At 35.7% G+C, this 23,290-nt stretch carries 21 protein-coding genes; 12 read left to right on the forward strand and 9 right to left on the reverse strand.

Going from position 1 to position 23,290, the window contains the following annotated elements; translation table 11 throughout:
- Nucleotides 1-315: 315 nt before the first annotated feature.
- The 6 genes from EKM01_RS08820 to dapF all read right to left on the reverse strand — a co-directional run bounded on the left by EKM01_RS08820 (nt 316) and on the right by dapF (nt 5,009).
- Nucleotides 316-957 carry a peptidoglycan-binding protein LysM gene (locus EKM01_RS08820; RefSeq protein WP_126555378.1) on the reverse strand — a complete coding sequence of 214 codons (642 nt, stop codon included), beginning with the start codon at nt 955-957 and terminating at the stop codon, nt 316-318.
- Between the two features lie 97 nt (nt 958-1,054).
- Nucleotides 1,055-1,999: a DUF2279 domain-containing protein gene (locus EKM01_RS08825; protein WP_370274277.1), complete on the reverse strand. Its 945-nt coding sequence runs from the start codon at nt 1,997-1,999 to the stop codon at nt 1,055-1,057.
- Nucleotides 1,969-3,009, reverse strand: coding sequence for an endolytic transglycosylase MltG (gene mltG, locus EKM01_RS08830; protein WP_126568163.1), 1,041 nt, complete (start codon nt 3,007-3,009; stop codon nt 1,969-1,971). The genes EKM01_RS08825 and mltG overlap by 31 nt, the downstream gene beginning before the upstream one ends.
- 73 nt (nt 3,010-3,082) lie before the next feature.
- Nucleotides 3,083-3,616, reverse strand: a complete 534-nt coding sequence (locus tag EKM01_RS08835) for a GNAT family N-acetyltransferase (RefSeq protein ID WP_126456048.1) — start codon at nt 3,614-3,616, stop codon at nt 3,083-3,085.
- 19 nt (nt 3,617-3,635) lie between these two features.
- Complete coding sequence (locus tag EKM01_RS08840) at nt 3,636-4,160, reverse strand: ORF6N domain-containing protein (RefSeq protein WP_126461395.1); 525 nt, start codon at nt 4,158-4,160, stop codon at nt 3,636-3,638.
- A 66-nt stretch (nt 4,161-4,226) separates the two neighbouring features.
- On the reverse strand, nt 4,227-5,009 hold the full coding sequence (dapF, locus tag EKM01_RS08845; RefSeq protein ID WP_126562979.1) for a diaminopimelate epimerase: 783 nt from the start codon (nt 5,007-5,009) through the stop codon (nt 4,227-4,229).
- A gap of 225 nt (nt 5,010-5,234) precedes the next feature.
- Between dapF and EKM01_RS08850 the strand changes: the two genes are divergently transcribed.
- Nucleotides 5,235-6,635 carry a trypsin-like peptidase domain-containing protein gene (locus EKM01_RS08850; RefSeq protein ID WP_126767946.1) on the forward strand — a complete coding sequence of 467 codons (1,401 nt, stop codon included), beginning with the start codon at nt 5,235-5,237 and terminating at the stop codon, nt 6,633-6,635.
- A 160-nt stretch (nt 6,636-6,795) separates the two neighbouring features.
- Nucleotides 6,796-8,244 (forward strand): glyceraldehyde-3-phosphate dehydrogenase, encoded by a 1,449-nt coding sequence (locus tag EKM01_RS08855; RefSeq protein WP_126461404.1) that lies wholly within the window; start codon nt 6,796-6,798, stop codon nt 8,242-8,244.
- 349 nt (nt 8,245-8,593) lie between these two features.
- Here EKM01_RS08855 and EKM01_RS08860 read toward each other — a convergent pair whose 3' ends face one another.
- Nucleotides 8,594-10,000, reverse strand: coding sequence for an APC family permease (locus EKM01_RS08860; RefSeq protein WP_126456055.1), 1,407 nt, complete (start codon nt 9,998-10,000; stop codon nt 8,594-8,596).
- Between the two features lie 1,915 nt (nt 10,001-11,915).
- Here EKM01_RS08860 and EKM01_RS08870 point away from each other — a divergent pair.
- From EKM01_RS08870 to EKM01_RS08890, 5 genes are all read left to right on the forward strand, one after another.
- A complete protein-coding gene (locus EKM01_RS08870) occupies nt 11,916-12,254 on the forward strand; it encodes a type II toxin-antitoxin system RelE/ParE family toxin (protein WP_126563877.1) in 339 nt (112 codons plus the stop codon).
- A gap of 4 nt (nt 12,255-12,258) precedes the next feature.
- Nucleotides 12,259-12,570 carry a helix-turn-helix domain-containing protein gene (locus tag EKM01_RS08875; protein ID WP_126563876.1) on the forward strand — a complete coding sequence of 104 codons (312 nt, stop codon included), beginning with the start codon at nt 12,259-12,261 and terminating at the stop codon, nt 12,568-12,570.
- Between the two features lie 182 nt (nt 12,571-12,752).
- A complete protein-coding gene (locus EKM01_RS08880) occupies nt 12,753-13,634 on the forward strand; it encodes a hypothetical protein (protein ID WP_126563875.1) in 882 nt (293 codons plus the stop codon).
- 349 nt (nt 13,635-13,983) lie between these two features.
- Nucleotides 13,984-15,519, forward strand: coding sequence for a M20/M25/M40 family metallo-hydrolase (locus EKM01_RS08885; protein ID WP_126767951.1), 1,536 nt, complete (start codon nt 13,984-13,986; stop codon nt 15,517-15,519).
- A 386-nt stretch (nt 15,520-15,905) separates the two neighbouring features.
- Nucleotides 15,906-16,466, forward strand: a complete 561-nt coding sequence (locus EKM01_RS08890) for a DUF6642 family protein (RefSeq protein WP_126768041.1) — start codon at nt 15,906-15,908, stop codon at nt 16,464-16,466.
- A gap of 280 nt (nt 16,467-16,746) precedes the next feature.
- Here the strand turns inward: EKM01_RS08890 and EKM01_RS08895 are convergent, their stop codons facing one another.
- Nucleotides 16,747-17,199, reverse strand: coding sequence for a DUF4442 domain-containing protein (locus EKM01_RS08895; RefSeq protein ID WP_126461413.1), 453 nt, complete (start codon nt 17,197-17,199; stop codon nt 16,747-16,749).
- 234 nt (nt 17,200-17,433) lie between these two features.
- Here EKM01_RS08895 and EKM01_RS08900 point away from each other — a divergent pair, with 234 nt between their 5' ends.
- The 5 genes from EKM01_RS08900 to EKM01_RS08920 all read left to right on the forward strand — a co-directional run bounded on the left by EKM01_RS08900 (nt 17,434) and on the right by EKM01_RS08920 (nt 21,892).
- Nucleotides 17,434-17,889, forward strand: coding sequence for a DUF4870 domain-containing protein (locus EKM01_RS08900; protein ID WP_126456247.1), 456 nt, complete (start codon nt 17,434-17,436; stop codon nt 17,887-17,889).
- A 271-nt stretch (nt 17,890-18,160) separates the two neighbouring features.
- On the forward strand, nt 18,161-18,493 hold the full coding sequence (locus tag EKM01_RS08905; RefSeq protein ID WP_126456245.1) for a PadR family transcriptional regulator: 333 nt from the start codon (nt 18,161-18,163) through the stop codon (nt 18,491-18,493).
- Nucleotides 18,494-18,495: 2 nt separating this feature from the next.
- A complete protein-coding gene (locus EKM01_RS08910; RefSeq protein ID WP_126562983.1) occupies nt 18,496-20,229 on the forward strand; it encodes a PspC domain-containing protein in 1,734 nt (577 codons plus the stop codon).
- Nucleotides 20,230-20,231: 2 nt separating this feature from the next.
- Complete coding sequence (locus EKM01_RS08915; RefSeq protein WP_126456241.1) at nt 20,232-20,972, forward strand: head GIN domain-containing protein; 741 nt, start codon at nt 20,232-20,234, stop codon at nt 20,970-20,972.
- An 86-nt stretch (nt 20,973-21,058) separates the two neighbouring features.
- Nucleotides 21,059-21,892: a GIN domain-containing protein gene (locus EKM01_RS08920; RefSeq protein ID WP_126767954.1), complete on the forward strand. Its 834-nt coding sequence runs from the start codon at nt 21,059-21,061 to the stop codon at nt 21,890-21,892.
- A gap of 115 nt (nt 21,893-22,007) precedes the next feature.
- On the opposite strand, the gene trxB is transcribed toward EKM01_RS08920, so the two are convergent.
- Nucleotides 22,008-22,952: a thioredoxin-disulfide reductase gene (trxB, locus tag EKM01_RS08925; RefSeq protein WP_126456237.1), complete on the reverse strand. Its 945-nt coding sequence runs from the start codon at nt 22,950-22,952 to the stop codon at nt 22,008-22,010.
- Nucleotides 22,953-23,290: the final 338 nt, after the last annotated feature.

The raw sequence follows: 23,290 nt of genomic DNA on the forward strand, positions 1-23,290 counted from the left end.
CGGGATTATATCGAGAACTAGAAAATTAGTATTAAAAACGGTTCTCGATACACGTCACTTCGAGTGCGAAGCGTATCGAGAAGCTTTGTTCCGTTTTACTCCACAAAAACACTTATTATTTTGCTTCTTTTAAGCATTGCAATAGTATCAAATGTTCAAGAAACGGAGAAAGCAAAAATCAAAAATAGAAGGAAACCATCAATTTAGTGGTACGTCCCAATAGAGAAATCCTTAAGGCTAAATAATTCGACTATGGGATAAAAGAAAAGAGGCCGTCAAATAATGACAGCCTCTTTTTTTAGAATAAAAAAGGAATTAAATGTTTTTTGCCGTTGCATTATTATCCGCAATAATACACGAAGTATCATACCCGCCAAACATTTTCATATAGCTTTTTATAGAACTACCATAAGCGTCTCTAAAATTTCGTTTTCCTTTATTTTTAAAATATTTTTTTACAGAACCCGCTCCGCCAAGGTGAGCTGCCGCTAATATCCCGGATTCGGTAACGAATATTCCGTTTAATATAGTGCCTTCGTATTTTTCAATTTCTCTTTTCAGCTCCCATTTGTTTTTCGCCAGTAGCGCTAGAAATGCTTTTTCCTGTAATTCAGGACTATTCAAAAAGGCAGACCGATTATAGACTCCAACCGATTTAAGTGTCTCAATACCAAACTGATATTTTCCCATATATCCGAGGGAGTTCACTTTTTTGTATTTACTTTCGGATTCTCTATATCCAATAGCTTCTTTAAAACCGATAAAGAAATTTCCGGTAAAAGGAATGTTTAATTTGGTGTATTCATTTTGTTCTTCAGAAGGAAATAAGTAGTGTGCTCCCTCATCTTCATTAATAAGAAACCAAGGGCTGGTTTCTAGGTTAAACGGTTTAAAACCTGAGCTTAAAAAAACTGTAATCACAGTCAGACCTGTGTAAAAAGACCACTTCTTAATCATAAATTGTTTTTCTTCAAAACGCTGTCCCGTTAAGAAATTTCTATGCGCAAAGATACAACAAAAATAATAAGTCTGATAATCAAGTAGTTAAACTTTTTTAAAAATAAATGAAGTGGTATTTTATATCGTTAAAACGCACGAATTCAATTGTAGGTGCCGGAATTTTAACCGTGTTCAGAACGGAAAAAACAGTCTTTAAAAAATGGGACTGCGTTTTTATTTTCGTCAGATCAACATCAATACTCAAATAAAACTGTCGGAATCTTTGTGGATATGTGGTTGAAAAAGCGTTATTATCGCTATTTCCGGTCAGCATTCCTTCGGCTCCGTAACCCAAAGCTACATTTAGCCATTTTGGAATCCTGGAGCGTTTTGCAAAAGAGTGCAAATTAACAGAAAGCCAATAGGTTTGTCCATTATAGTCTTTTAGAATTTGCTCTGTAAAAGAACTGCCCAAAACTTCCGGTCTGTAATTGGCATATTGGGTGGTATGAAAAGAGAATTTAGGGGTAATACGCTGTTCATTCCAGATTAATTCCTGAGAAACGTATAAAGCTGTCCCGGAAGCATTGGCAATTATATCGCCATAGGAGGCACCCCACGCAGCAGAATATCCATCCAGAACCTCAACGGCGGTAATAAATGCAAAGCCCAAGCCGGCTCCGTATAGTAGCTGATTTTTTTTAGAAGCCCCACTCCACTGCAGCATTTGGGCACCAAGACGTCCCAGATGATACGAAGAAAATACATGCCCAGATTTGTCCATCTGTAGCCAATCAGTATTGTCATTTATAAAATGAAAATCAGATTTGGGATAATCAGCGTACCAAAGTTGGTTTAAACCGATCAGCGTTCCTGCGGTCAAAACAGCTTCAGCAACAAACACCCCTTTTTGCTTTTTCCTATTCAAAGAATCGGAGGGTTTAAAAAAAGATTCCGCACGCTCTTGGGCAAATACAATTTGGAAACCCACTAAAAATAAAAATAAAATCCCTTTTTTTAATCCCAAAACTATCTTTTTACGCCTTGGCTGTTGATCCAATCCGAATATTTTTTGGCATTTTTATTATGTTCCTCTAATGTGGCAGCAAACTCATGGTATCCAAAACGTTCCACGCTGGCACAAAAATAAATAAACTTGTTTTTCTCAGGATCCAAAACCGCTTCCATGGCTGTAATATCAGGCATAGCGATAGGTCCAGGAGGCAGTCCTACGTTCATATAGGTATTATACGGATGTGCCATTGTCAAATCTTTGTAGAAAACCCTTTTGATAACCTGATCAAAATCGTTTGCTTTCTTCTTTATCGCAAATATTACCGTTGGATCTGCCTGCAATGGCATTCCCGTTCGCAACCGATTGAGATACACGCCGGCTATTCTTGGTCTCTCGTCTTTTTTTACGGATTCTTTGTGAACAATTGAAGCCAGAATAGTCGCTTCGATGGGAGTGAGTCCCTGTTTTTGCGCTTTGGCAACTCTTTCCTTGTTCCAAAAATTACGGTATTCCTTAATCATTTTATCACGGAACTTTTCAGCGGTAGTGTTCCAATAAATCTCGTATGTATTTGGAATAAACAGTACCAAAACAGTCTCTTCATTGAACCCGTTTTCTTTCAAGAAAATAGAATCTTTGAAGGAAGTCAGTAATGACAAGCTATCCGCTTCAATTTGTGAACCTACACGCCCGGCTAAATTCTCAATACGTTCCTGATTATTAAAAGCCAACTTTACTGCTGAATTAAGACGCAATGTTTTTACCAGTTCATAACTGTTCATTCCCTTTTTGAATAAAAAACGTCCCGGAATTACATTATCAGAATAGCCTCGTTTATTGGCCACCATCTCAAAACGATCCAAGTTTTCGACATACGGAGCAATTATTTTTTTGACCTCTTCGTAATTGGAATCCGTTGGCACGTATACGTACACTTCGTTCTCTGAGAATTTGGTGTTAGAAGAAAAAATTTGGCGCAAAATAACCAATCCGTATAGCATCAGTATTCCTATTAAAACAACAGCGGTAATGGTAATAATTTTCTTTAAATTCATATATGGTATTTTTATTGGAAAAGTAGTATTTTTAACTTTAGTTTGAAATTATGATGAATTAAAACTACATTTTTTAAAATTTAGTATTGATCAATTGAAAAACAGCTTCGTCTTTATAAATACCATTCACAAAAGTCCACTCCTTTTTGACGCCTGTCATTTTGAATCCAAATTTAGTAAAAAGTGCTTTACTAGCTTCATTTTCGGTTCCAATATTTGCATATAACTGGTGTAAATTTAGATTATAAAAAGCATATTCAATTAATAATTCCAAAGCTTCGGAACCAATATTCTGTTTTCGATTTTTGCTTTTTTGAATGACAATACCTACTCCCGCCCTGTTATTCTTTGGATCAAAATCAAATAAATCGATCAAACCTAGGGCCGGGAAATCCTGATCCTGACAAATAGCCAATCGCAATTGCTTGGCTTCATAAATATCCTGATGGGCATTTTCTAAATATTGCTTGACTAAAAACCGGCTGAATGGCGTATGCGTATTGCTGACTTCCCAAATGCTCTGGTCGTTTTCTATGGCATATACAAACTCCAGATCATTGGGCTCTAATGCCCGAATGTAGATATTGTCTCCTTTTAATGTTTTCATTTTAAAATTAAGATTTTACTTAATTATTTTTATACCCTATTTTTTTTCTAGGTTCGGTATTATCTTTTTTGTCAATTAGTTCATCAAGATAATTAAACACAAGTTCTATATTTTTAGTATGATTGGAGAGTTTCTTTTTAATTTCTTCAATTTCTAATTTCATACTCATAGTATCGGTAAGCATCGCTCTTATTTTTGTGAAAACACGTATAATTTGAATATTTACTTTTATAGCAGTAGTGCTGTTAAGTACACTTGACAACATTGCGACACCTTGTTCTGTGAATGCCATAGGCATATACCTTGTTCCTCCCCAACTTGAGGTGCCAATTTGGCTCCTCAAATTATCGAATTCTAACTGATTAAGTTCAAACATAAAATCTTCTGGAAAGCGTTCTATGTTCCTACGAACCTGCCGCTTGAGTTGTTTGTTTTCTACCGCATAAAGTTCCGACAAATCTTTATCTAACATAACTTTTTGATCTCTTATCAAATAAATTTTACTGCTGATAATATCATCCGGAATCATAATTGCTTTAACCATATTTTCTACTTTGTTCGTGAAAATTATTTTTTAACTGAATAAAAATTAAATCCTTTAGCTTCCTAATTAAATAATAATTGTTCCTTTAAACACAAACTCTGCTGGTCCCTTCAGAAAAACATTAGTGAATTTTCCTTCTCCTTTATCAAAAGAAACGACTAATTTTCCACCTTCTACATTTAAATCGATCGAAGTAGCATTTGTTTTTCCAATAACGTTCATTGCAATTGCTACTGCTGTTGCGCCTGTTCCGCAAGAAAGTGTTTCATCCTCTACGCCTCTTTCATACGTTCGCATAGAGAAAGTGGCCTGGTCAATTTGTTTGACAAAATTGATGTTACTTCCTGCTTTCCCGTACAAATCTCCGTATCGAATAGCAGCTCCGTTTTCCTTGATATTGTAATTTTCCAGATCGTCTACCAGTTGTACATGATGCGGCGATCCCGTATTTAGAAACACATGATCTGTACTGACTTTTACGGCATCAACATCAATCATTTGTAATGATACCAATCCGTCATCGCCAATTGTGGCGTGATGCAAACCATCTGTGGCTATGAAAGTAGCTTTATTCTCAATTACCTGCAGCTTTTTGGCGAAAGCCACTAAACAGCGTCCACCATTGCCACACATGGAACTTTGGTTTCCATCGGAATTGTAATAAACCATTTTAAAATCGGTTACAGGATCATTTTCTAATAAAATAAGACCATCGCCACCTATCCCAAAACGTCTGTCGCACAAGTGCGCAATGTGTTGTGTATTCTCTTTTGGGAAAAAATTCAAACGATTATCAATCAGGACAAAATCATTTCCTGTTCCTTGGTATTTATAAAATTGTAGTTGCATTTTAATTTCTATTGTGTGCTACAAAAGTACGAACTATTAATGAAATGTTAATCATTGTTAAAGAGCGTTAAACTGTATTTTAGGAAGCTATTTTATTTTTAATTTTACAAGTAAATATCTTAATAAACGAATTTAATTATGAAATCGCCATGACAGAAGCTGTCGCAAACACCAATGAAGATCTGGCGATACCATATTCCTATAAAAAACAAATATTATCTACATATGAAAAAAATTTCAACTCTTTTTTTGGTTTCGTTGTTGAGTGGGGGAGTCACACTTGGCGCTTACAAATTATTATTTGATACCAATGGGTATTTTTCCAGTGAAAAAAATGCCTTGGTAACAGCTGCATCTGATTCGTATGAAACGAAAGTCGGACTGTCTCCCGAGATTCTTGATTTTACCGAGGCTGCAGAAAAAACAATTCATACGGTGGTACACGTAAAAAACGTCTCCCGCAGAACGATTACCAATCCTATTTTAGAATATTTTTATGGGTATAAAGGCGGACAATCCCAGGAACAAGTAGGAACGGGTTCCGGAGTAATCATTTCTGAGGACGGTTATATAGTGACCAATAATCACGTCATCAAAGGCGCATCAGAAATTGAAATCACCTTAAACAACAAAAAATCATACATGGCAAAACTTATTGGAACCGACTCTAAAATGGATATTGCTTTATTGAAAATTGATGCGAATGAAAAATTACCGTATACTGTTTTTGCCAATTCTGATTCGGTGAAAGTGGGTGAATGGGTTTTGGCAGTTGGAAATCCGTATAATTTAACCTCTACGGTAACAGCCGGAATTGTTTCGGCGAAAGCCAGAGATTTAGGCACCAGCGGAATTCAGTCTTTCATACAAACAGATGCTGCGGTAAACCCCGGAAATAGTGGTGGTGCCTTAGTGAACACGCGTGGTGAACTGATCGGAATCAACACGATGATTTCCTCCATGACCGGTTCTTATGTAGGCTATTCGTTTGCAGTTCCTTCGAATATTGCCCGAAAAATCATTGAGGATCTCATGGAATACGGGAATGTACAACGCGGAATTCTTGGTGTTGAAGGAGGCGAACTAAATAGCATGACTTCTAAAGAACTGGGAATCAATCAAACACAAGGCTTTTACATTAATAAAGTTACCAAAAATTCAGGAGCTGAAAAATCAGGACTTGAAAAAGGAGATGTCATCATCAAATTAGACGAACTAAAGGTGGCTACTTTTGCTGATCTTTCCGGATACATCAATACGAAAAGACCCAATGACAAAATACAGGTTACCTATATCAGAGATGGAAAAACAAGAGTAGCTCCTGTAGTGCTTAGCAAAAATGAATTTTTCAGCGCGGAGTTTAAAGGCATCGAATTAGAAAATATTGAGGCTGCTGACAAGCAGAAATTCAAAATCGATTATGGCGTGCGAATCAAATCCATAAGCAGTCAAAATCTGAAGCAATACGAAGACGAGCTGGTGGGAAATATTATCTTGAGTATTGACAATGTCAAAGCTACGGATGTTGCAACGGTATCTCAACTTTTAAGTAAAAAAGAAGAAAACCAAACCATACGCATCGAAATGATTACTAAAAACGGAGAAGTCATGCGTGTAATTCTCTAGCGCATTCCTGTTTTAAAAAAACCAAAGCCATCTTGATATTTCAGGGTGGCTTTTTTATTTTTAAAATAAATCCAAAAATAGCTTACGAAATCGATTGAAATGGGTATTTTTGCGCCAAATTTTAAAAAATACAATCCTTTATTTTCATTAAATTTTTAACATGGCAACTACAACTTTATACGAAAAGGAAGTTTCTTTTCAAGCCGACAGGCGACGTGCAGGAGTAAAACTGATTAAAATTATCAGCGATTTATGGTATGATAAATCCATTGAGATGGTTTTATTTAGAAACCCGCTAATCGACAGGAATGTTAGTGATATTATCAACCTGCATGAATATGCGGCTGAATTTGTAGGCAAACCCATTTCAGTATTTGATTCGGTTAAAATTGCAAAAGCGATTTTAGAATTGAATTTACCGCCTGCAAAATTAGACATTGGAAAACTGACGTACGAATATGGTTTAGAAGAAGATACATATCCTGACGCCAAGTATTTTGTCATTGACAAATTAAAAAATGCCAAAAATTCAGAGGAAATTCAACCAAAAGATGTGGTGCTGTATGGTTTTGGTCGCATTGGTCGTTTATTAGCCAGAGAATTAATGTCGAAAACCGGAAAAGGAAGTCAATTGCGATTGCGTGCCATCGTAACACGCGATAAAAATGATGCTAATTCTCTTGAAAAAAGAGCTTCTTTATTGCGTTACGATTCGATTCATGGTGATTTTCAAGGCTCCGTAACGGCTGATCCTGAAAATAATGCTTTGATTATCAACGGAACCACTGTACACATTATTACGGCAAACGGACCTGAAGAAATTGATTATACGCTTTTTGGAATCGATAATGCATTGGTTATTGACAACACGGGTGCTTTTACCACACACGAAGCACTAAGCCGCCATTTGGTTTCCAAAGGTGTGGAAAAAGTATTACTTACCGCTCCAGGAAAAGGAGTTCCTAATATTGTTCATGGCGTAAACCACAACGAATACAACCCGGATGAAATCAATATCTTTTCGGCGGCATCGTGCACTACGAACGCTATCACGCCAATCTTGAAAGCTGTTGAGGATACTTTGGGCGTTGTCAAAGGACATCTGGAGACCATCCATGCGTACACAAACGACCAGAATCTTGTGGACAACATGCACAAAAAATACCGTCGTGGAAGAGCCGCCGCTTTGAATATGGTGATTACCGAAACGGGTGCCGGAAGTGCTGTTGCAAAAGCATTGCCTTCATTAGAGGGAAAATTAACGTCGAATGCCATTCGGGTACCGGTTCCTAATGGCTCTTTGGTCGTCTTGAATCTGGAAGTATCCAGAGAAACATCGCTGTTAGAAATCAATGCTATCATGAAAAAATATGCATTGGAAGGCGAATTAGTCGAGCAAATCAAATATTCGATGAATAACGAATTGGTTTCATCGGATATCGTCGGCACATCGCAGCCTGCCATTTATGACAGCAACGCCACCATTGTTTCAAAAGACGGAAAAAATATTGTGTTGTACATTTGGTACGACAACGAATACGGCTACAGCCATCAAGTTATTAGATTGGCTAAATACATTGCCAAAGTAAGGCGTTTTACGTATTACTAGCCTGCCGTTTACAGGTTGTGGATTGCGAATTGTAATTTTTTTTTAGTTTTAGTTTTAGTCCCCTTAGTTTTAAATTTGGAACAACCGCAACCCAGCCTGAATTCAATAGAAAATCCGTCGCGTTATCAAAACGAGACGGATTTTTTTATTTAAGTTTTTTTTTATTGTCCCGAATTGAAACGCAGATGACGTAGGATTATTGTTAAGTAAGAATTAGCACGCAGATCACGCGGATTAAGCAGATTTTCACTGATTTTAAAATAGTCAAACTTAAAATCAATATATCATTCCTCCTACCATGCACTAAAAACCACTTACTATTCACTTTTCGCTTTTCACTAAAAAGATACTACTCCTTCGCTTTTGTCAAATAATACACCGGAATACCAATCAGCATAATCAAAACACCCCAACCGCTTGTACTGGTTTTGGTATACAACAAGGCTATACAAATTGCTGTCGCGATAATTAGATACAGTGCCGGTAAAAATGGATATCCAAAAGCTTTATACGGTCTTTCGGCATCTGGCATTTTCTTGCGCAGAATAAATATTCCGAGAATAGTCAGAATATAAAATATCAAAACGATGATAACCACAAAATCCAATAAATCCCCATATTTTCCTGTCAAACACAACGCCGAAGCCCAGATACACTGCGCCCAGATAGACCAAGCCGGAACGCTGGCATGATTCAATTCAGCAGCTTTCTTGAAGAAAACACCATCTTGCGCCATCGTATAATACACTCTGGCACCCGCCATAATCAATCCGTTGTTACAGGCAAAAGTCGAAATCATAATCATCACCGCGATTATTAATGTTCCCACCGAACCAAAAATACGTTGCGAAGCCACAACAGCCACACGATCTGATTCGGCCGTAGCAATTTCATACAAAGGCACAACAGCCAAGTACATCAAGTTAGCCAAAATATAAATCACACTCACGATTAAGGTTCCTAAAAACAAACTCAATCCCACGTTGCGTTTTGGATTTTTTATTTCTCCAGCTATAAAAGTTACTCCTTCCCAAGCCACACTAGAGAACATTGAACCTACTAGTGCTGCCGAAATTCCTGATATCAACGCCGTTCCGCTAATAGGCAACCACGAACCCGTTTCCACATTCAGGGCTTGTGACGTCCAGACATTGTTCCAGTTCGCGTCCCAAACTTCTGCTTTGGCAGCCATAAAACCAAAAATAATCAAACCTGCCAACGACAGAATTTTGATAACCGTCAGAACCGTCTGTAAAATCTTAGAGTTTTTTACCCCACGGCTGTTGATGTAACTCAACAAAATTATCGTGAAAATAGACACAATCTGAGCCGCATTGAGTTTAAAATCCCCTATCTCATATAAAATATTCTTATCACTTAAAGGCGCGTATAAATAGGCGGCAAATTTGGCAAAAGCCACACCCACGGCAGCAATGGTACCGGTTTGTATCACCGCAAAGAAACTCCAACCGTACAAAAAACCCACGAGTTTCCCATACGCTTCCTTGATGTACACATACTGCCCGCCCGCTTTAGGAAACATCGCGCTCAACTCACCATAACTCACGGCAGCAATCACGGTAATCGTTCCTGTAAGCACCCACATGGCAATCAACCAACCGGCAGAACCCAGCTGTCGTACCATATCCGAGCTCACAATAAATATCCCGGAACCTATCATAGAACCCACCACAAGCATGGTTCCGTCGAGTAATCCTAATTCTCTTTTAAAATCGTCTGGTTTATGGTCTTCCATGTTTTTTTGGGTTTTGGGTTTTGGGTTTTGGGTTTTGGGTTTTGGGTTTTGGGTTTTGGGTTTTTAATTGGCTAAAGATATACTTTTTTTGGAAATTTCATAAAAAGGACGGAGAAAGTGACAACAAAGTGAATCGTGAAAAGTGAGTGGTGAGTGGTTAAGAGTGTAGTTGTTCCTTTGGGCGTGACCCTGCAGCAGCTTTGTCGTTCCTCCTCGCCACTTTGGGTCGGACGGTACGCTATATCTTTATTTTCTTAAAGAAAGAAAATAAAGGATGCCGCTTCCCTCCCTCACGCAAACCGCACTAACTATAACGTTTGTTTTTTTGTATAAAAACTGTAAGAAAATTTTAATATATTTGAAAGAATATAAAAAAAGACAAGCAATAGCGACAATCTACCTGATTTTGGGTGTATAGACGCTATTTTATAGCGAGTGTATACAAGTTATGGGCAAGTTGAAACCGAACTTACGCAGAAAAAACTTTGAAATAATTGGTTTTCTTTACGCAAGAAATCTGAAAAGTAAGCGTAAAAATTGAAACGTAAAAAGCAGAAACTTGAAAATTGGGGTTTTCAGATTGAAAAACGAAAAGCAGAAATATAAATATCAGAACTTGAGAATTGGAACGTGAAAAGCAGAAACGTGAAAATTGGAATTTGACAGCGGAAGCGTGAAAAGCAGAAACTTGAAAACCGAATCGAAAAGTTTGAGTTTGAGTTTGCCGACGGCAATTTGAAAAACAAAAATTTAAAAACAACAATATAAAGAATGCAGAACAAACAGCGACACGGATGCTTAACAGCTTGGTTGATTTATTTAACAATAGCATATTCAATCGTTTCAATTACATATTTTTTTAACACGGATGAAATTTCCGAGATTTCGCCATATAAAACTTCACAAAATATCTTGTTGATTTATGGATCGCTAGGAATTCTTAGCATTGTATTCTGTATTCTGCTTTTCAAATGGATAAGATTGGGATTTTGGGGAATTCTTATTACGAGTATAATTGTACTTATAACGCAAATAATAAATGGTCATGGGATTTTCCAACCATTAATCGGATTATTTGGCATAATTGTTCTTTATGCATTATTACAAGTCAAAAAAGGAAATGTTTCAGGTTGGAATAATCTAGAATAACAACCCAGCCCATAACAGCCATTTTGAGCTAGCTGGAATTTAGTGGAATTATCGTTCCGCATCAAGCTTATGTTAAGCCGAAAATTGAGCGGTTACGAATTTCCAGCCATCTCAAAGTGGCATAACGTTACTGGCTAGTTATGCCGAAATTACGCAGGTAATTTCGATTTGAAAATAAGCAGTTGTTTCCGCAGAAAGTTTACAAAGCAGTTGGCGGTAATTTTAAGAAATTCGAGAGAATTTAATGACGTTTTAAAAAATATAAATTATGATAAAGTTTTGGTTAATTGCTATTTTTATTATTATTATTTCAACATATATATTGTCGAAATTAACTATGAAATCACAAAAAGAAGAAACTGGTGAACGAATTTGGAGATTTGGGAATGGAAGGTCTGTTTATTGGCGTATTCTAACTTTGTGCAGTTTTGGAATAACTGTTGTAATAATGCTTATTATGCATTGGATAGGAATTCCTATTCTGTAATTAAAAATATTTTAAATAAGCAATTTAAGCCCAAACCCGCTTTAGTACTAGAACAAAGCGTGAAAATTGGATTTTGCCAACAGAAACTTGAAAATTGGAATCTGAAAAGCAAAAACGTGAAAGTTGGAACTTGCCAACAGAAACGTGAAAAATTTGCGGTTTAATTGTAATTTCGACAAAATAACCAGCCAGTAACACAACAAAAAGCCGAAAAATCAACAACATTTGTTTCTTAAAAAGGAAACTTCTATCTTTACAGAAAATTAAGATTACTGAAAAATGGATTATAAATTTAAAGTTGAATTTCTTGAACCAGTTATAGAATTTTTAGAAAATCTAGACCCGAAATCTAGAGAAAAAATACTTTATAATATTTGGAAATCGAGAAGCGTAAACGACAATGAACTATTCAAAAAACTCGATGGCGAGATTTGGGAATTTAGAACTTTATACAACAAACAATACTTGAGACTTTTTGCTTTTTGGGATAAATCAGATAAAAAGGATACAGTAGTAATTTCTACTCACGGCATTATAAAGAAAACAGACAAAACCCCGAAAGTAGAAATTGAAAGAGCAGAATCATTAAGAGTGGAATATTTTAACGAAAAGAAATAAGATTATGAAAACATATAGTTTAGAAGAAGTAACGGATAAATTCGTTGGAGAAAAAGGAACAATAAATAGAGAAAATTTTGAAAATGAATTGAAAATTGATTTGATTGGTCAAACAATTAAACAAATTCGTAAAGAACGAAATTTGACACAAGAACAATTAGGAGAGCTAGTTGGTGTGAAAAAAGCTCAAATTTCAAAAATTGAGAACAGCTTAACTGACGCAAGATTCGATACGGTTATTAAAGTTTTTCGAGCTTTAAATGCTAAAATTAATTTTAATGTAGAATTATTAAATCAGAATGTAGCAACACACTAAAATTGCCGATTGCCCAACAGCTACTACAACGGATTTGGGCAATAGGCTTAATTGGAAGTTGGTTTTGTATTTGGGATGATTTGGCAAATCCGAAAATACGGCTTAATTTAGTCCCAAACCGGCAGTATTAGTGGGACGTTAGTGGTAATTTTAAAGACGAAAACGTAAAAAATAAATTGTAAATGAGTACTATAAAATATGTTCAAGCATGTAGGGATTGTTTTAGATGTGACGGTATTAATCGTCATTTAACAGATTTTGAAAGAAATCCAAAGTTAAAATTAAGAGATTATTTAACAGAATTCGAAATAATGGAAAGTATTGAGGATTGGCTAGATGATAATGATATAGTTTGTGATTTTTGCGAATCAAATAATTTAGACATTATTGACATAGAATTAGATAACCAAAAACTTTATGATTTTAATAAACTTGATAATTATTGTACTAATAATAATACTTCATTTTTTATTTTAAATTTAAGTAAAACGGTTAATCAGATTGAAATTAAAACTGGTGGAAAAAGGTTTATCGAAAAAATATTACAAACTAATTTTTATAAAAAAATCATCAATACAGTTCAAACTAGACCTAATAAAGACTTTTATGAGCAACTTAAAGGAAGTTTTTTTATTTGTGTTTCAGGCAAAAAAGATTCAATGAGTCTTGATGAAATAATAATAGAATCATATACAACTGCAGGATTGAGTAGACAAGAAATTTACGACTCATTAAACACAATTGCCAATCAATTAGGCGTTAATTTAGATGAAATGATTGGTGAAAAAAAATCAAATAATTCATTATCAAGCAAAACATTTAAAGGCTCAATGTTTGTAGCGTTTATGTATTTTGAAGAAGAAGAAATTGAAGATGGTTATCCTTTTTCTTGTGCTTATTTCGAATTAAACGAAAATACAATAATTGCTTTTGATACTAGTGAAACTTCTCCTAGTGATTTTATGCAAAACAATCAGAATGAAATATTTGCGATTGACGGATTCAAGATTTCATTGAAAAAAAATGGTAAAAACATATTATTTACAAAGAAAATTAAACAATAAAAACTACCCGACCGCGCTGATATGCCACAATAGTTACCCCGATCGCTCGGACATCTGATTTTTTCGGACAACGCTTATATTAATCCCTCGGATATTTAATTTTCGGACAACGATAGGACGGATTTGCAATCCGAGCCCACAAAGAGAATGATTCAGCAAGAAATTATACTAGTTTAGAGAGTGAATTAGAATTTCTTTTATTAGAATTATTATGATATTATTTACGGGCACGGATTGAAAATCCGCCTATCCTGGTTATAGGGACCCAAAAGCAGGAAAAATTTATATATATTTGGTAGCAGCCGCCCGCAAAATTAATATTCTAAATACTTAACTAATCCTATTTTATATGACAAAGCTTAATCTAATTATTCCACTCTTGATTTTGACTATACAACTAGTTAACGCACAATCAGTAGAAAGTTTAAAAATAAAAAAATACACACAAAAGAACGCAAACCAAATTATTACTGAATTCTCAGAATTTTTAAGTATCCCTAACGTAGCATCAGAGCCATTAAGCCTTCGTGAAAATGCTGATTTCATCATGTCAATGATGAATCGAAAAGGTATCAAAAATGTGCAGTTATTACATGGAAAAACTAAAAATATTCCGCCAGCCGTTTACGGTGAAGTTCTTATACCGGGTGCAAAGACAACTTTGATTTTCTATGCCCATTACGACGGCCAACCTGTAAATCCTGAACAATGGAATCAAAATCTGAGTCCTTTTATCCCAAAGTTATATACGGCAGCTATTGATAAAAACGGCAGTAACATTCCTTTCCCTTTAGATGGAAAATACAATAACGAATGGAGAATATATGCCAGAAGTGCTTCCGATGACAAAGCAGGAGTTGATGCTATTATAAATGCTTACGACGCCATTAATAAAAGCGGCTTAAAACCGAGTTACAATCTTAAATTCTTTTTTGAAGGAGAAGAGGAAAAGGGCTCAACACACCTAGATGAAATCCTACAAGAGAACAAAGCCCTTTTACAATCCGATTTATGGATAATATGCGACGGACCGGTACATCAGTCTGGGAAAAAGCAAATTTATTTTGGTGTTAGAGGAGATACAAACCTTTACTTTACGGTATATGCCTCAAAAAGGCCATTACATAGCGGACATTATGGTAATTGGGCTCCAAACCCAGCGATGATGCTAGCACAGCTGTTAGCATCAATGAAAGATAACAATGGTCGCGTGACGATAAAGGGGTTTTATGATGATGTAATACCATTAACACTATCAGAGAATAAAGCATTATTGACAGTTCCTTCTGTTGACGAACAGATGAAAACTGAGCTTGGTATAAATAGTGCTGAAATGCGAGATAAAACATTAAGCGAATCGATCAACCTGCCCTCTTTAAACATAAATGGTATGCAAAGTGGTAACGTAGGCAAAATGGCCTCAAATCAAATTCCAACTACTGCTACCGCTGTTATAGACCTGAGGTTAGTATTAGGGAACGACTGGGAAAGACAACAACAAAAAGTAATTGATCATATAATAAAACAAGGCTACTTCGTCACAAGCAACGAACCTACAGATGAAGAAAGAAATTTGTACCCTAAAATTATAAAAGTCATCCGTGATAAAAATGGAATAAATGCGCAACGCACCTCCATGGACTTAGCAATTGTCAAAAAGGTGATTTCTGCAGTTGAAGCCACAACAAAAGACCAAGTTGTACTGCAACCAACTATGGGAGGAAGTCTACCGTTATATTTATTTGAAAAATATCTAAAAACAAACACCATTTCCGTTCCAATAGCGAACCATGACAACAACCAGCATGCAGAAAATGAAAACATTCGACTTCAAAATTTGTTTGATGGTATAGAAACTATGGGGTCATTAATGCTGATAAAATAACTCTAAACGGTAGCTTATCATTAACTTAAATAATGTAATGAGAATACTTTTTAATCCTAATCACTCGGATATTTAATTTTCGGACAACGATAGGGCGGATTTGCAATCCGAGCCCAAAAAGAGAATGATTCAGCAAGAAATTATGCCTGTTTAGAGAGTGAATTAGAAGTGGTTTTATTAGAATTATTTTGATATTATTTACGGGTACGGATTGAAAATCCGCTATCGAAAGCAGTTTTGTAAACTGTGCCCACAACATTGAGCAAATAACAATCACAAATTTTTTAGAAGCTATAAACAAAATAGACTAAAGCACCTCGTTTTAACTATTATTGGAACCAATAAATAATTCGTAACTAATGAACCATCCGAACACCCAAAATTTAATGGATTCTGATACCTTTATTTTCTGCCTGGAAGCCGTTCCTAATACAGAAATCGCCACCACTACTGAAGTGATTAAAAACTTAGAGCAATTGGCTTTTGAACAAGGTATAACCAGTATTTACAAAACCTGTGATACCATTGAGGGGTTAGAAGAAAGCTTAAATGCATTGCTTTATGACGACCATAATTTTAAAAATTATGAAATAATCTATTTAGTGATGCCAGGCGAAAGAAACACCATTTGTCTCAATGACTATTACTATAGTTTAGAGGAAATTGCAGAGCTTTTTGAAGGAAAAATGAAAGGAAAAATTTTACATTTTGCAAATGCAAAGGTATTGGACTTAAGCCCGGAAGAAGCACAATACTTTTTAGATATCACTGGAGCACGTGCCGTTTCCGGGTATGGAGCACCATCCAATACATTAACAAGCTGTGCCATAGACAAAGCTTTTTTTAGCTTATTTGAAGAGCAAGATAATGTTGTAGATATTGTTACCGAATTACATGAAAAGCACTTTGCACTTTGTCAGCTACTCGATTTTAGATTGTATTATTAATCTTGATAGCGCTGATATACAATTAAAAACGGGGTACCTATCAATTTCATAAACGCCCGCATTAAAACGCCTACGGGTATTCTATTCATTCAGATCAAAAGCTAAATACACATTCCGGGGTTCAAATTTATTCTGGGTTTTGAACTATTAGATAAAGCCAAAAAACAGTACTCTAATTTCACAAAAAAAGTAACCTATTTAAACCAAAAATTCTAATTCTGCTTAATGGTCGCTTCACGAAAGAGATTCGATTGTGAATAAGTGTTTAAAAAAGATTTATTTATTTGGCCCTCACACTCCATTCAAAATCCATTTCGGATACTTGAATTCCTTTTTCATCGGTTCCAATGGATTTCATCCAAAACGTTTGTCCGTCTCCTGTAGCAATGGTTTCTTGAATCGCCTTTTCTATTAAATGGCCGTCATTACAGGTAAAAGTGATTCTACCGGTAGCTTTCTTGGTAAAATTTCCTTTGTTATTCGCAACAAGCATCGAGATTTTTTTGCCGCTTTTTTGAATTTGAAACATTACTAAAGCACCCGTGGCAAGCTCTGCAGCCATGGCTTGCACGGCAAAATACATCGAGTTAAATGGATTTTGGTTTATCCAACGGTGTTTTACAGAAACTATACATTGGTTCTCATCTATGGTTTTTACGCGTACGCCACAGATAAATGCCGAAGGTAATTTGAAAAACAAAAATTTATTAAGTTTAGAGGCTGTAAGTTTCATAGGTAGCTACTGTTTGTTTTTATGGGAATAGAGTGTCGCCATTCTGTATTATTCTTTGGATTTTGAATTTAGGCGCGTTTATTACCGCTAGGTTTTTTGCTAAATTACAAAAAAATACTATGCGTACATATAAAAATTGTTTGTTAATGTTGTGTTAATTTTTTGTACTATGCATAACAAGATACTATCTTTTAGATATATATTTGCATAAGAAATTACTATATACTTTTAATCATGGAAACAACAACTGAAAAAAACATCGCGACATTTACGCATTTAAGTACTTTAACGCAGTATTTCATTCCTTTTGGAAATTATATTTTTCCAATAATTCTTTGGACAACCAAGAAAGAGGAATCTGAATTTGTGGATCACCACGGAAAACAAGTGTTGAATTTTCAATTGAGTTTATTGATCTACTCTTTGGTGCTGATTATGATTGCAATTCCTTCATTTCTTATTTCGGCTTTCAAAAATGTTTCTTTCGAATCATTGATACATCATAACGACATTACACTTTCGAATTTCAACCTTGAAGACAACATTGCACTATTAACGGTTGGATTAATTTGCGTTCTGATTTTCGGACTTTTGAAAGTGGCTGAATTCTTCTTGATTATTTATGCCTCGATTAAAACATCAAACGGAGAAAAATACAAATATCCAATAACGATTCCGTTCCTTAAATAAGGAAGCAGTCAGATTAAAAGAGAACAGACGTAATACATAGAGCGAACAAACTAGCCCTGATTGAAACGACATCCTTTACTTGCTTTCTTTAAGCAAGTAAAGATAAAGTGGAAAGCAGGAATAAGCTCCGAAAAAATAAAAAGAGAATCATGCAATACGAGATTGCTTCGTTCCTCGCAATGACAAATCATCACCCGAGCCAGAAAGGAGAACTGGCACGGCAATCAAAAAATGAACCGTTTAATCAACACTAAAATCAAAAAAAGAAATTATGAACATTGAAAACACAAAAGCCCAGATGCGTAAAGGTGTTCTCGAGTTTTGCATCCTATCCGTTTTAAAAGAAAAAGAAGCCTACACATCGGAAATATTGGACACATTAAAAAACGCAAAATTATTAGTCGTGGAGGGAACCATTTATCCACTGCTGACGCGATTAAAAAACGATGGATTGCTCAATTACCGTTGGGAAGAATCCACTTCAGGACCTCCAAGAAAATATTATGGCTTGACCGAAATTGGACAAACTTTTTTAAACGAATTGAATGGTACCTGGACGGAATTGTCCGATGCCGTAAACCTAATAACCAACCAAAAACAATAGTCATGAACAAAACTGTAAATATAAACCTAGGCGGAATGTTCTTTCACATCGATGAAGATGCATACCAAAAATTGACGCGCTATTTTGATGCTATAAAACGTTCTATATCCAATTCGTCTGGACATGATGAAATCATCAAGGATATTGAAATGCGTGTTTCGGAATTATTAAATGACAAGCAAAAAACAGACAAATACGTTATTGGTTTGAAAGATGTAGATGCCGTTATCGCCGTAATGGGACAACCGGAAGATTACATCATTGAAGATGACTTGAAGGGTTCTCAAAGTTTTAGTGACCACTCAAACAGACGAACTAAAAAACTATATCGCGACAAAGAAAAAGGGATGATTGGCGGAGTAGCCGCAGGATTAGGGCATTATTTTGGCGTAGATGCCGTGTGGATCAGAATCGTTCTTATCTTATTGGTTTTTGCTGGATTTGGAACTGGAATTCTCGCCTACATCATTCTTTGGATTGTAACTCCGGAGGCGGTTACTACCACTGAAAAACTGGAAATGACCGGGGAACCGGTTACCATTTCTAACATTGAAAAAAAAGTTAGAGAAGAATTTGAAAATGTTTCTGATAAAATAAAAAATGTGGATTACGACAAGTATGGCAACCAGATAAAAACAGGTGTCGGGAAAATAGGAAGTTCTTTTAGCGACTTTATCATGACTATTTTTAAAATTTTCGCCAAATTTTTAGGTGTAATTTTGATTATTACAGGAATAACAATACTGTTTTTTTTGTTAATAGGTATTTTCACATTAGGTTCCGGAATTTTTATTGATTTTCCTTGGCAAGGTTTTATAGAAGCAGGTAATTTTACAGATTATCCAATATGGGCTTTTGGATTGTTAATGTTCTTTGCTGTTGGAATCCCGTTCTTCTTCTTAGCATTATTAGGGTTCAAGCTATTGGCCCCAAACATGAAGTCTATTGGAAATATTGCAAAATATACGCTGTTTGCATTATGGCTAATTGCAGTAGCATTAGCAATATCAATTGGAATAAAACAGGCCAGTGCATTTGCCGTAGATGGGAGAGTGGTTAAGAAAGAAACCCTTAATTTAAATCCAAATGATACCCTTTTAATTAAATTCAAACACAATGATTATTTTGCTAAAAATGTGGAAGACCGTAATGATTTCATGGTAACACAAGATTCTACCGGAACAGATATTATTTATTCGAATGAAGTTAGTTTTAAAATCGAAAAAACAGAGGAGAAACTGCCTTATATTCAGATTGAAAAAGAAGCAAGAGGAAAATCGTTATCAGAGGCAAAACGAAGAGCCGAACAAATTAAATACGGTTATAAAATAATAGGCAATCAATTGATTTTAGACAACTATTTACTTACTGATTTAAAAAATAAATACAGAGATCAAGAAATAGAAATAACAGTATTTGTACCTGAAGGAACGTTATTAAAACCAGATGCCTCTGTACAAAATTACGACAGATCTGATGATGAATTTTTCAATTTACACTACAGTTCAGATAATTACATTTACAAAGTAGAAAATTCTCAAATAAAATGTTTAAATTGTCCCGCTGATGAAAACGAGTATAATGATGTATATAGCACCGCTCGAGACGATAGCACGGATGTTACGGTTACCATAAATAACAATGGAGTTACTGTAGAGAAAGACACCCTAAAATCAAACAAAACCAATAAAGGATTGAAAATAAATAAAGACGGGATCATCATTAAAACGAATTAGTCATGTTGAAAATCATCACCTTAATTACAAAGTTCATTCTGGTTGCCCTAACAGCCTTGTTATTCGGTTCGTGCAACCACTCCATTAATTTCAATGCAATAGAAGGAAGCGGAAATATCACCACAGAAAAGCGGCTTGTTGAAGGTGCTTTCAAAAGCATAGAGGTTAACAATGCCATAGATGTCGTTATAGAACAATCTGATAAAATTGAAATAATTGTTCAAGCAGATGATAATTTACAAAAACACATCACTACCAAAGTAGAAAATGGAACACTTGTTATTTCGTGTGATAAAAATTCTTTCATCAACATGAAATCAAAAAAAGTGACAGTAAAAATGCCTGTTATTGATGAATTAGAAGCAACAAGCGGCTCGACTATCACGAGCAAAAACACCCTGAAAGGGGAGAACATCCGATTGAATACTTCGAGTGCAGCATCGATAGATTTAAGCATCGAATCTGACAATATTACTTGTGACACCAGTAGCGGAAGTACCATTACGATTAATGGGAAAGCGCTACAGATTAAAACAACTGCATCAAGTGGTAGTGAAATCAACGCTGATAAATTATTAGCAAATGAAGTTAGTGCCGATGTTTCCAGCGGTGCGTCCATTAGCGTTCATCCTATCGTTAGCTTAAATGCTCAGGCATCCAGCGGAGGAAACATCACGTACGACATACAGCCAAAATCGATTCAGAAAAATACCAGTTCAGGCGGGAGCATCAGCCAAGAATAAGATATACTTTTGTTAAAATATAAAGAAATCATCCATCACAAGTGGATGATTTTTTTATATTTGTGTAGACACTAATTTAAATGACCATGAAAAAATATACTGTTATACTCCTGCTGCTTGTATCAACTACATTGCTATTTGCTCAGAAAAAAGAAAAAATAAAAGGATCAAAAACAGTGACTGTTGAGCAAAGAGAAGTCGGCAATTTTGAAGCGCTGCTGGTCGAAGACAATCTAGAAGTCCATCTGGAAAGAGGAGAAAAAACAGCCCTAAAAATTGAGGCTGATGATAACTTACACGGTATTATTTCTTTGGATTTAAGAGACAACACCTTGCGTATTTATACAACAAAATCAGCTGTTAACTATAAAAAAATGATTGTAAGAGTGACCTATACCAATGAATTAAATCTCATTACCGCCAAAGATGAATCGACCGTCAATGCGATACAGGAGCTTTTGTTAAACACCATTACACTAAAAGCCTATGATACCTCCAAATTATTCGTGAATGTCAACGCAACGGATTTCTTACTTCAGGCAGATGACAAATCAAAAACAGAACTCAATTTAAAATCTGAAAACAGTACTGTCGAATTAAGCAAAAATGCAACACTTAAAGCCTTAGTTACCACAATTGATTTGAAGGTAGATTTGTACCAAAAATCAGCTGCAACCCTAGAAGGAAATGCCACAAATATGCGGATTCGACTGGATAACAATGCCTCATTCACCGGAAATAAATTCAATACAAAAAATGCGGACATAATAACTGAAAGTTATTCCAACTGCAGCTTATTTGTGGAGACGGCGGTAATTATTGATGCCGCTGGCAAATCTGAAATTCAACTTCTGGGTAGCCCAACAATAGAAATACGAAAATTTGCTGATGAAGCTCAATTGGCGAAAAAATTGAAATAATCCTCTCCCCAACCCTCTCCAAAAGAGAGTGAGAAAAACCGGATTGATGTTATACAAAAAGTCCCACTTGCTATGGCAAATGGGACTTTTTCAATATTAACTTTCCTAACTATGATTATTTAGCGGCCAAATATCTTTCGGCATCAAGAGCGGCCATACAACCTGTTCCGGCTGCAGTTATTGCTTGACGATACACATGATCCGCGGCATCACCTGCCACAAAAACGCCTTCCACATTCGTTTTTGAAGTTCCGGGAGTGTTGATAATATAACCCGTTTCATCTAATGAAATGAAATCTTTGAAGATATCTGTATTTGGTTTGTGACCAATAGCTACGAAGAAACCAGTGGCAGGAATATCAAAAACTTCATTAGTTGTTTTATTTAAAGCTTTTACTCCGGTAACAACCTGCTCATCTCCTAACACTTCAACAGTATCATGATTCATCAATATGGTGATATTCTCTGTTTTGCGAACGCGCTCTTCCATGATTTTCGATGCTCTGAATTTTTCGCTTCGCACCAACATGGTTACTTTTTTACAAAGTTTAGATAAATAGTGTGCTTCCTCGCAAGCTGAATCTCCTGCACCCACGATTACTACTTCTTGATTTCTATAGAAAAATCCATCACAGACGGCACATGCCGAAACTCCGCCACCCATCTTTAAATAGTGTTGTTCAGATGGCATGCCTAAATATTTAGCGGTTGCCCCGGTAGAAATAATTACTGTTTCGCAATGCAATTCTATTGTATCATTGATCCAAACTTTATGAATATCTCCTGAAAAATCTACTTTTGTAGCCCAACCATCACGTACATCCGTACCAAAACGTTGCGCTTGTGCTTGCAATCCTACCATCATCTCCGGACCCGTTATCCCTTCAGGATTACCAGGCCAATTTTCTACTTCGTTAGTAGTCGTTAGTTGGCCACCCGGTTGCATTCCTTGGTATAAAATAGGATTCATATTTGCTCTAGCAGCATAAATAGCGGCAGTATACCCTGCTGGACCAGAACCTATAATAAGACATTTAATTTTTTCGATTGTATCAGACATAGTGATGTTTTTTTTGGATTTAACAGTGCAAAAATAAGATATTATTGCTGGAATAAAGAACTGGAAGTATCAGTTTTTGTTATGCTTTAATAAAAAAAATCCCTTCTGTTGAGACAGAAAGGATTTTTGTCGGGGTGGCAGGATTCGAACCTGCGGCCTTCCCGCCATTGCGGGACGCTATATCCGAGCCACTAACTATTTATTTAAAGAAACCTACATCTACCAAGTATCTTTTCGCTCCTCTTTTTTTTATTTTATGCTCTAAAATCATTGCCTCTGATCGTGTTGGAAGTTCAACTTCATAAATCAAACACCATGGTTTCCCAGATTTTGTAGAC

It is taken from the genome of Flavobacterium sp. RSP46 (assembly GCF_003984825.1).
In the GTDB taxonomy this organism is placed as follows: Bacteria; Bacteroidota; Bacteroidia; order Flavobacteriales; family Flavobacteriaceae; genus Flavobacterium.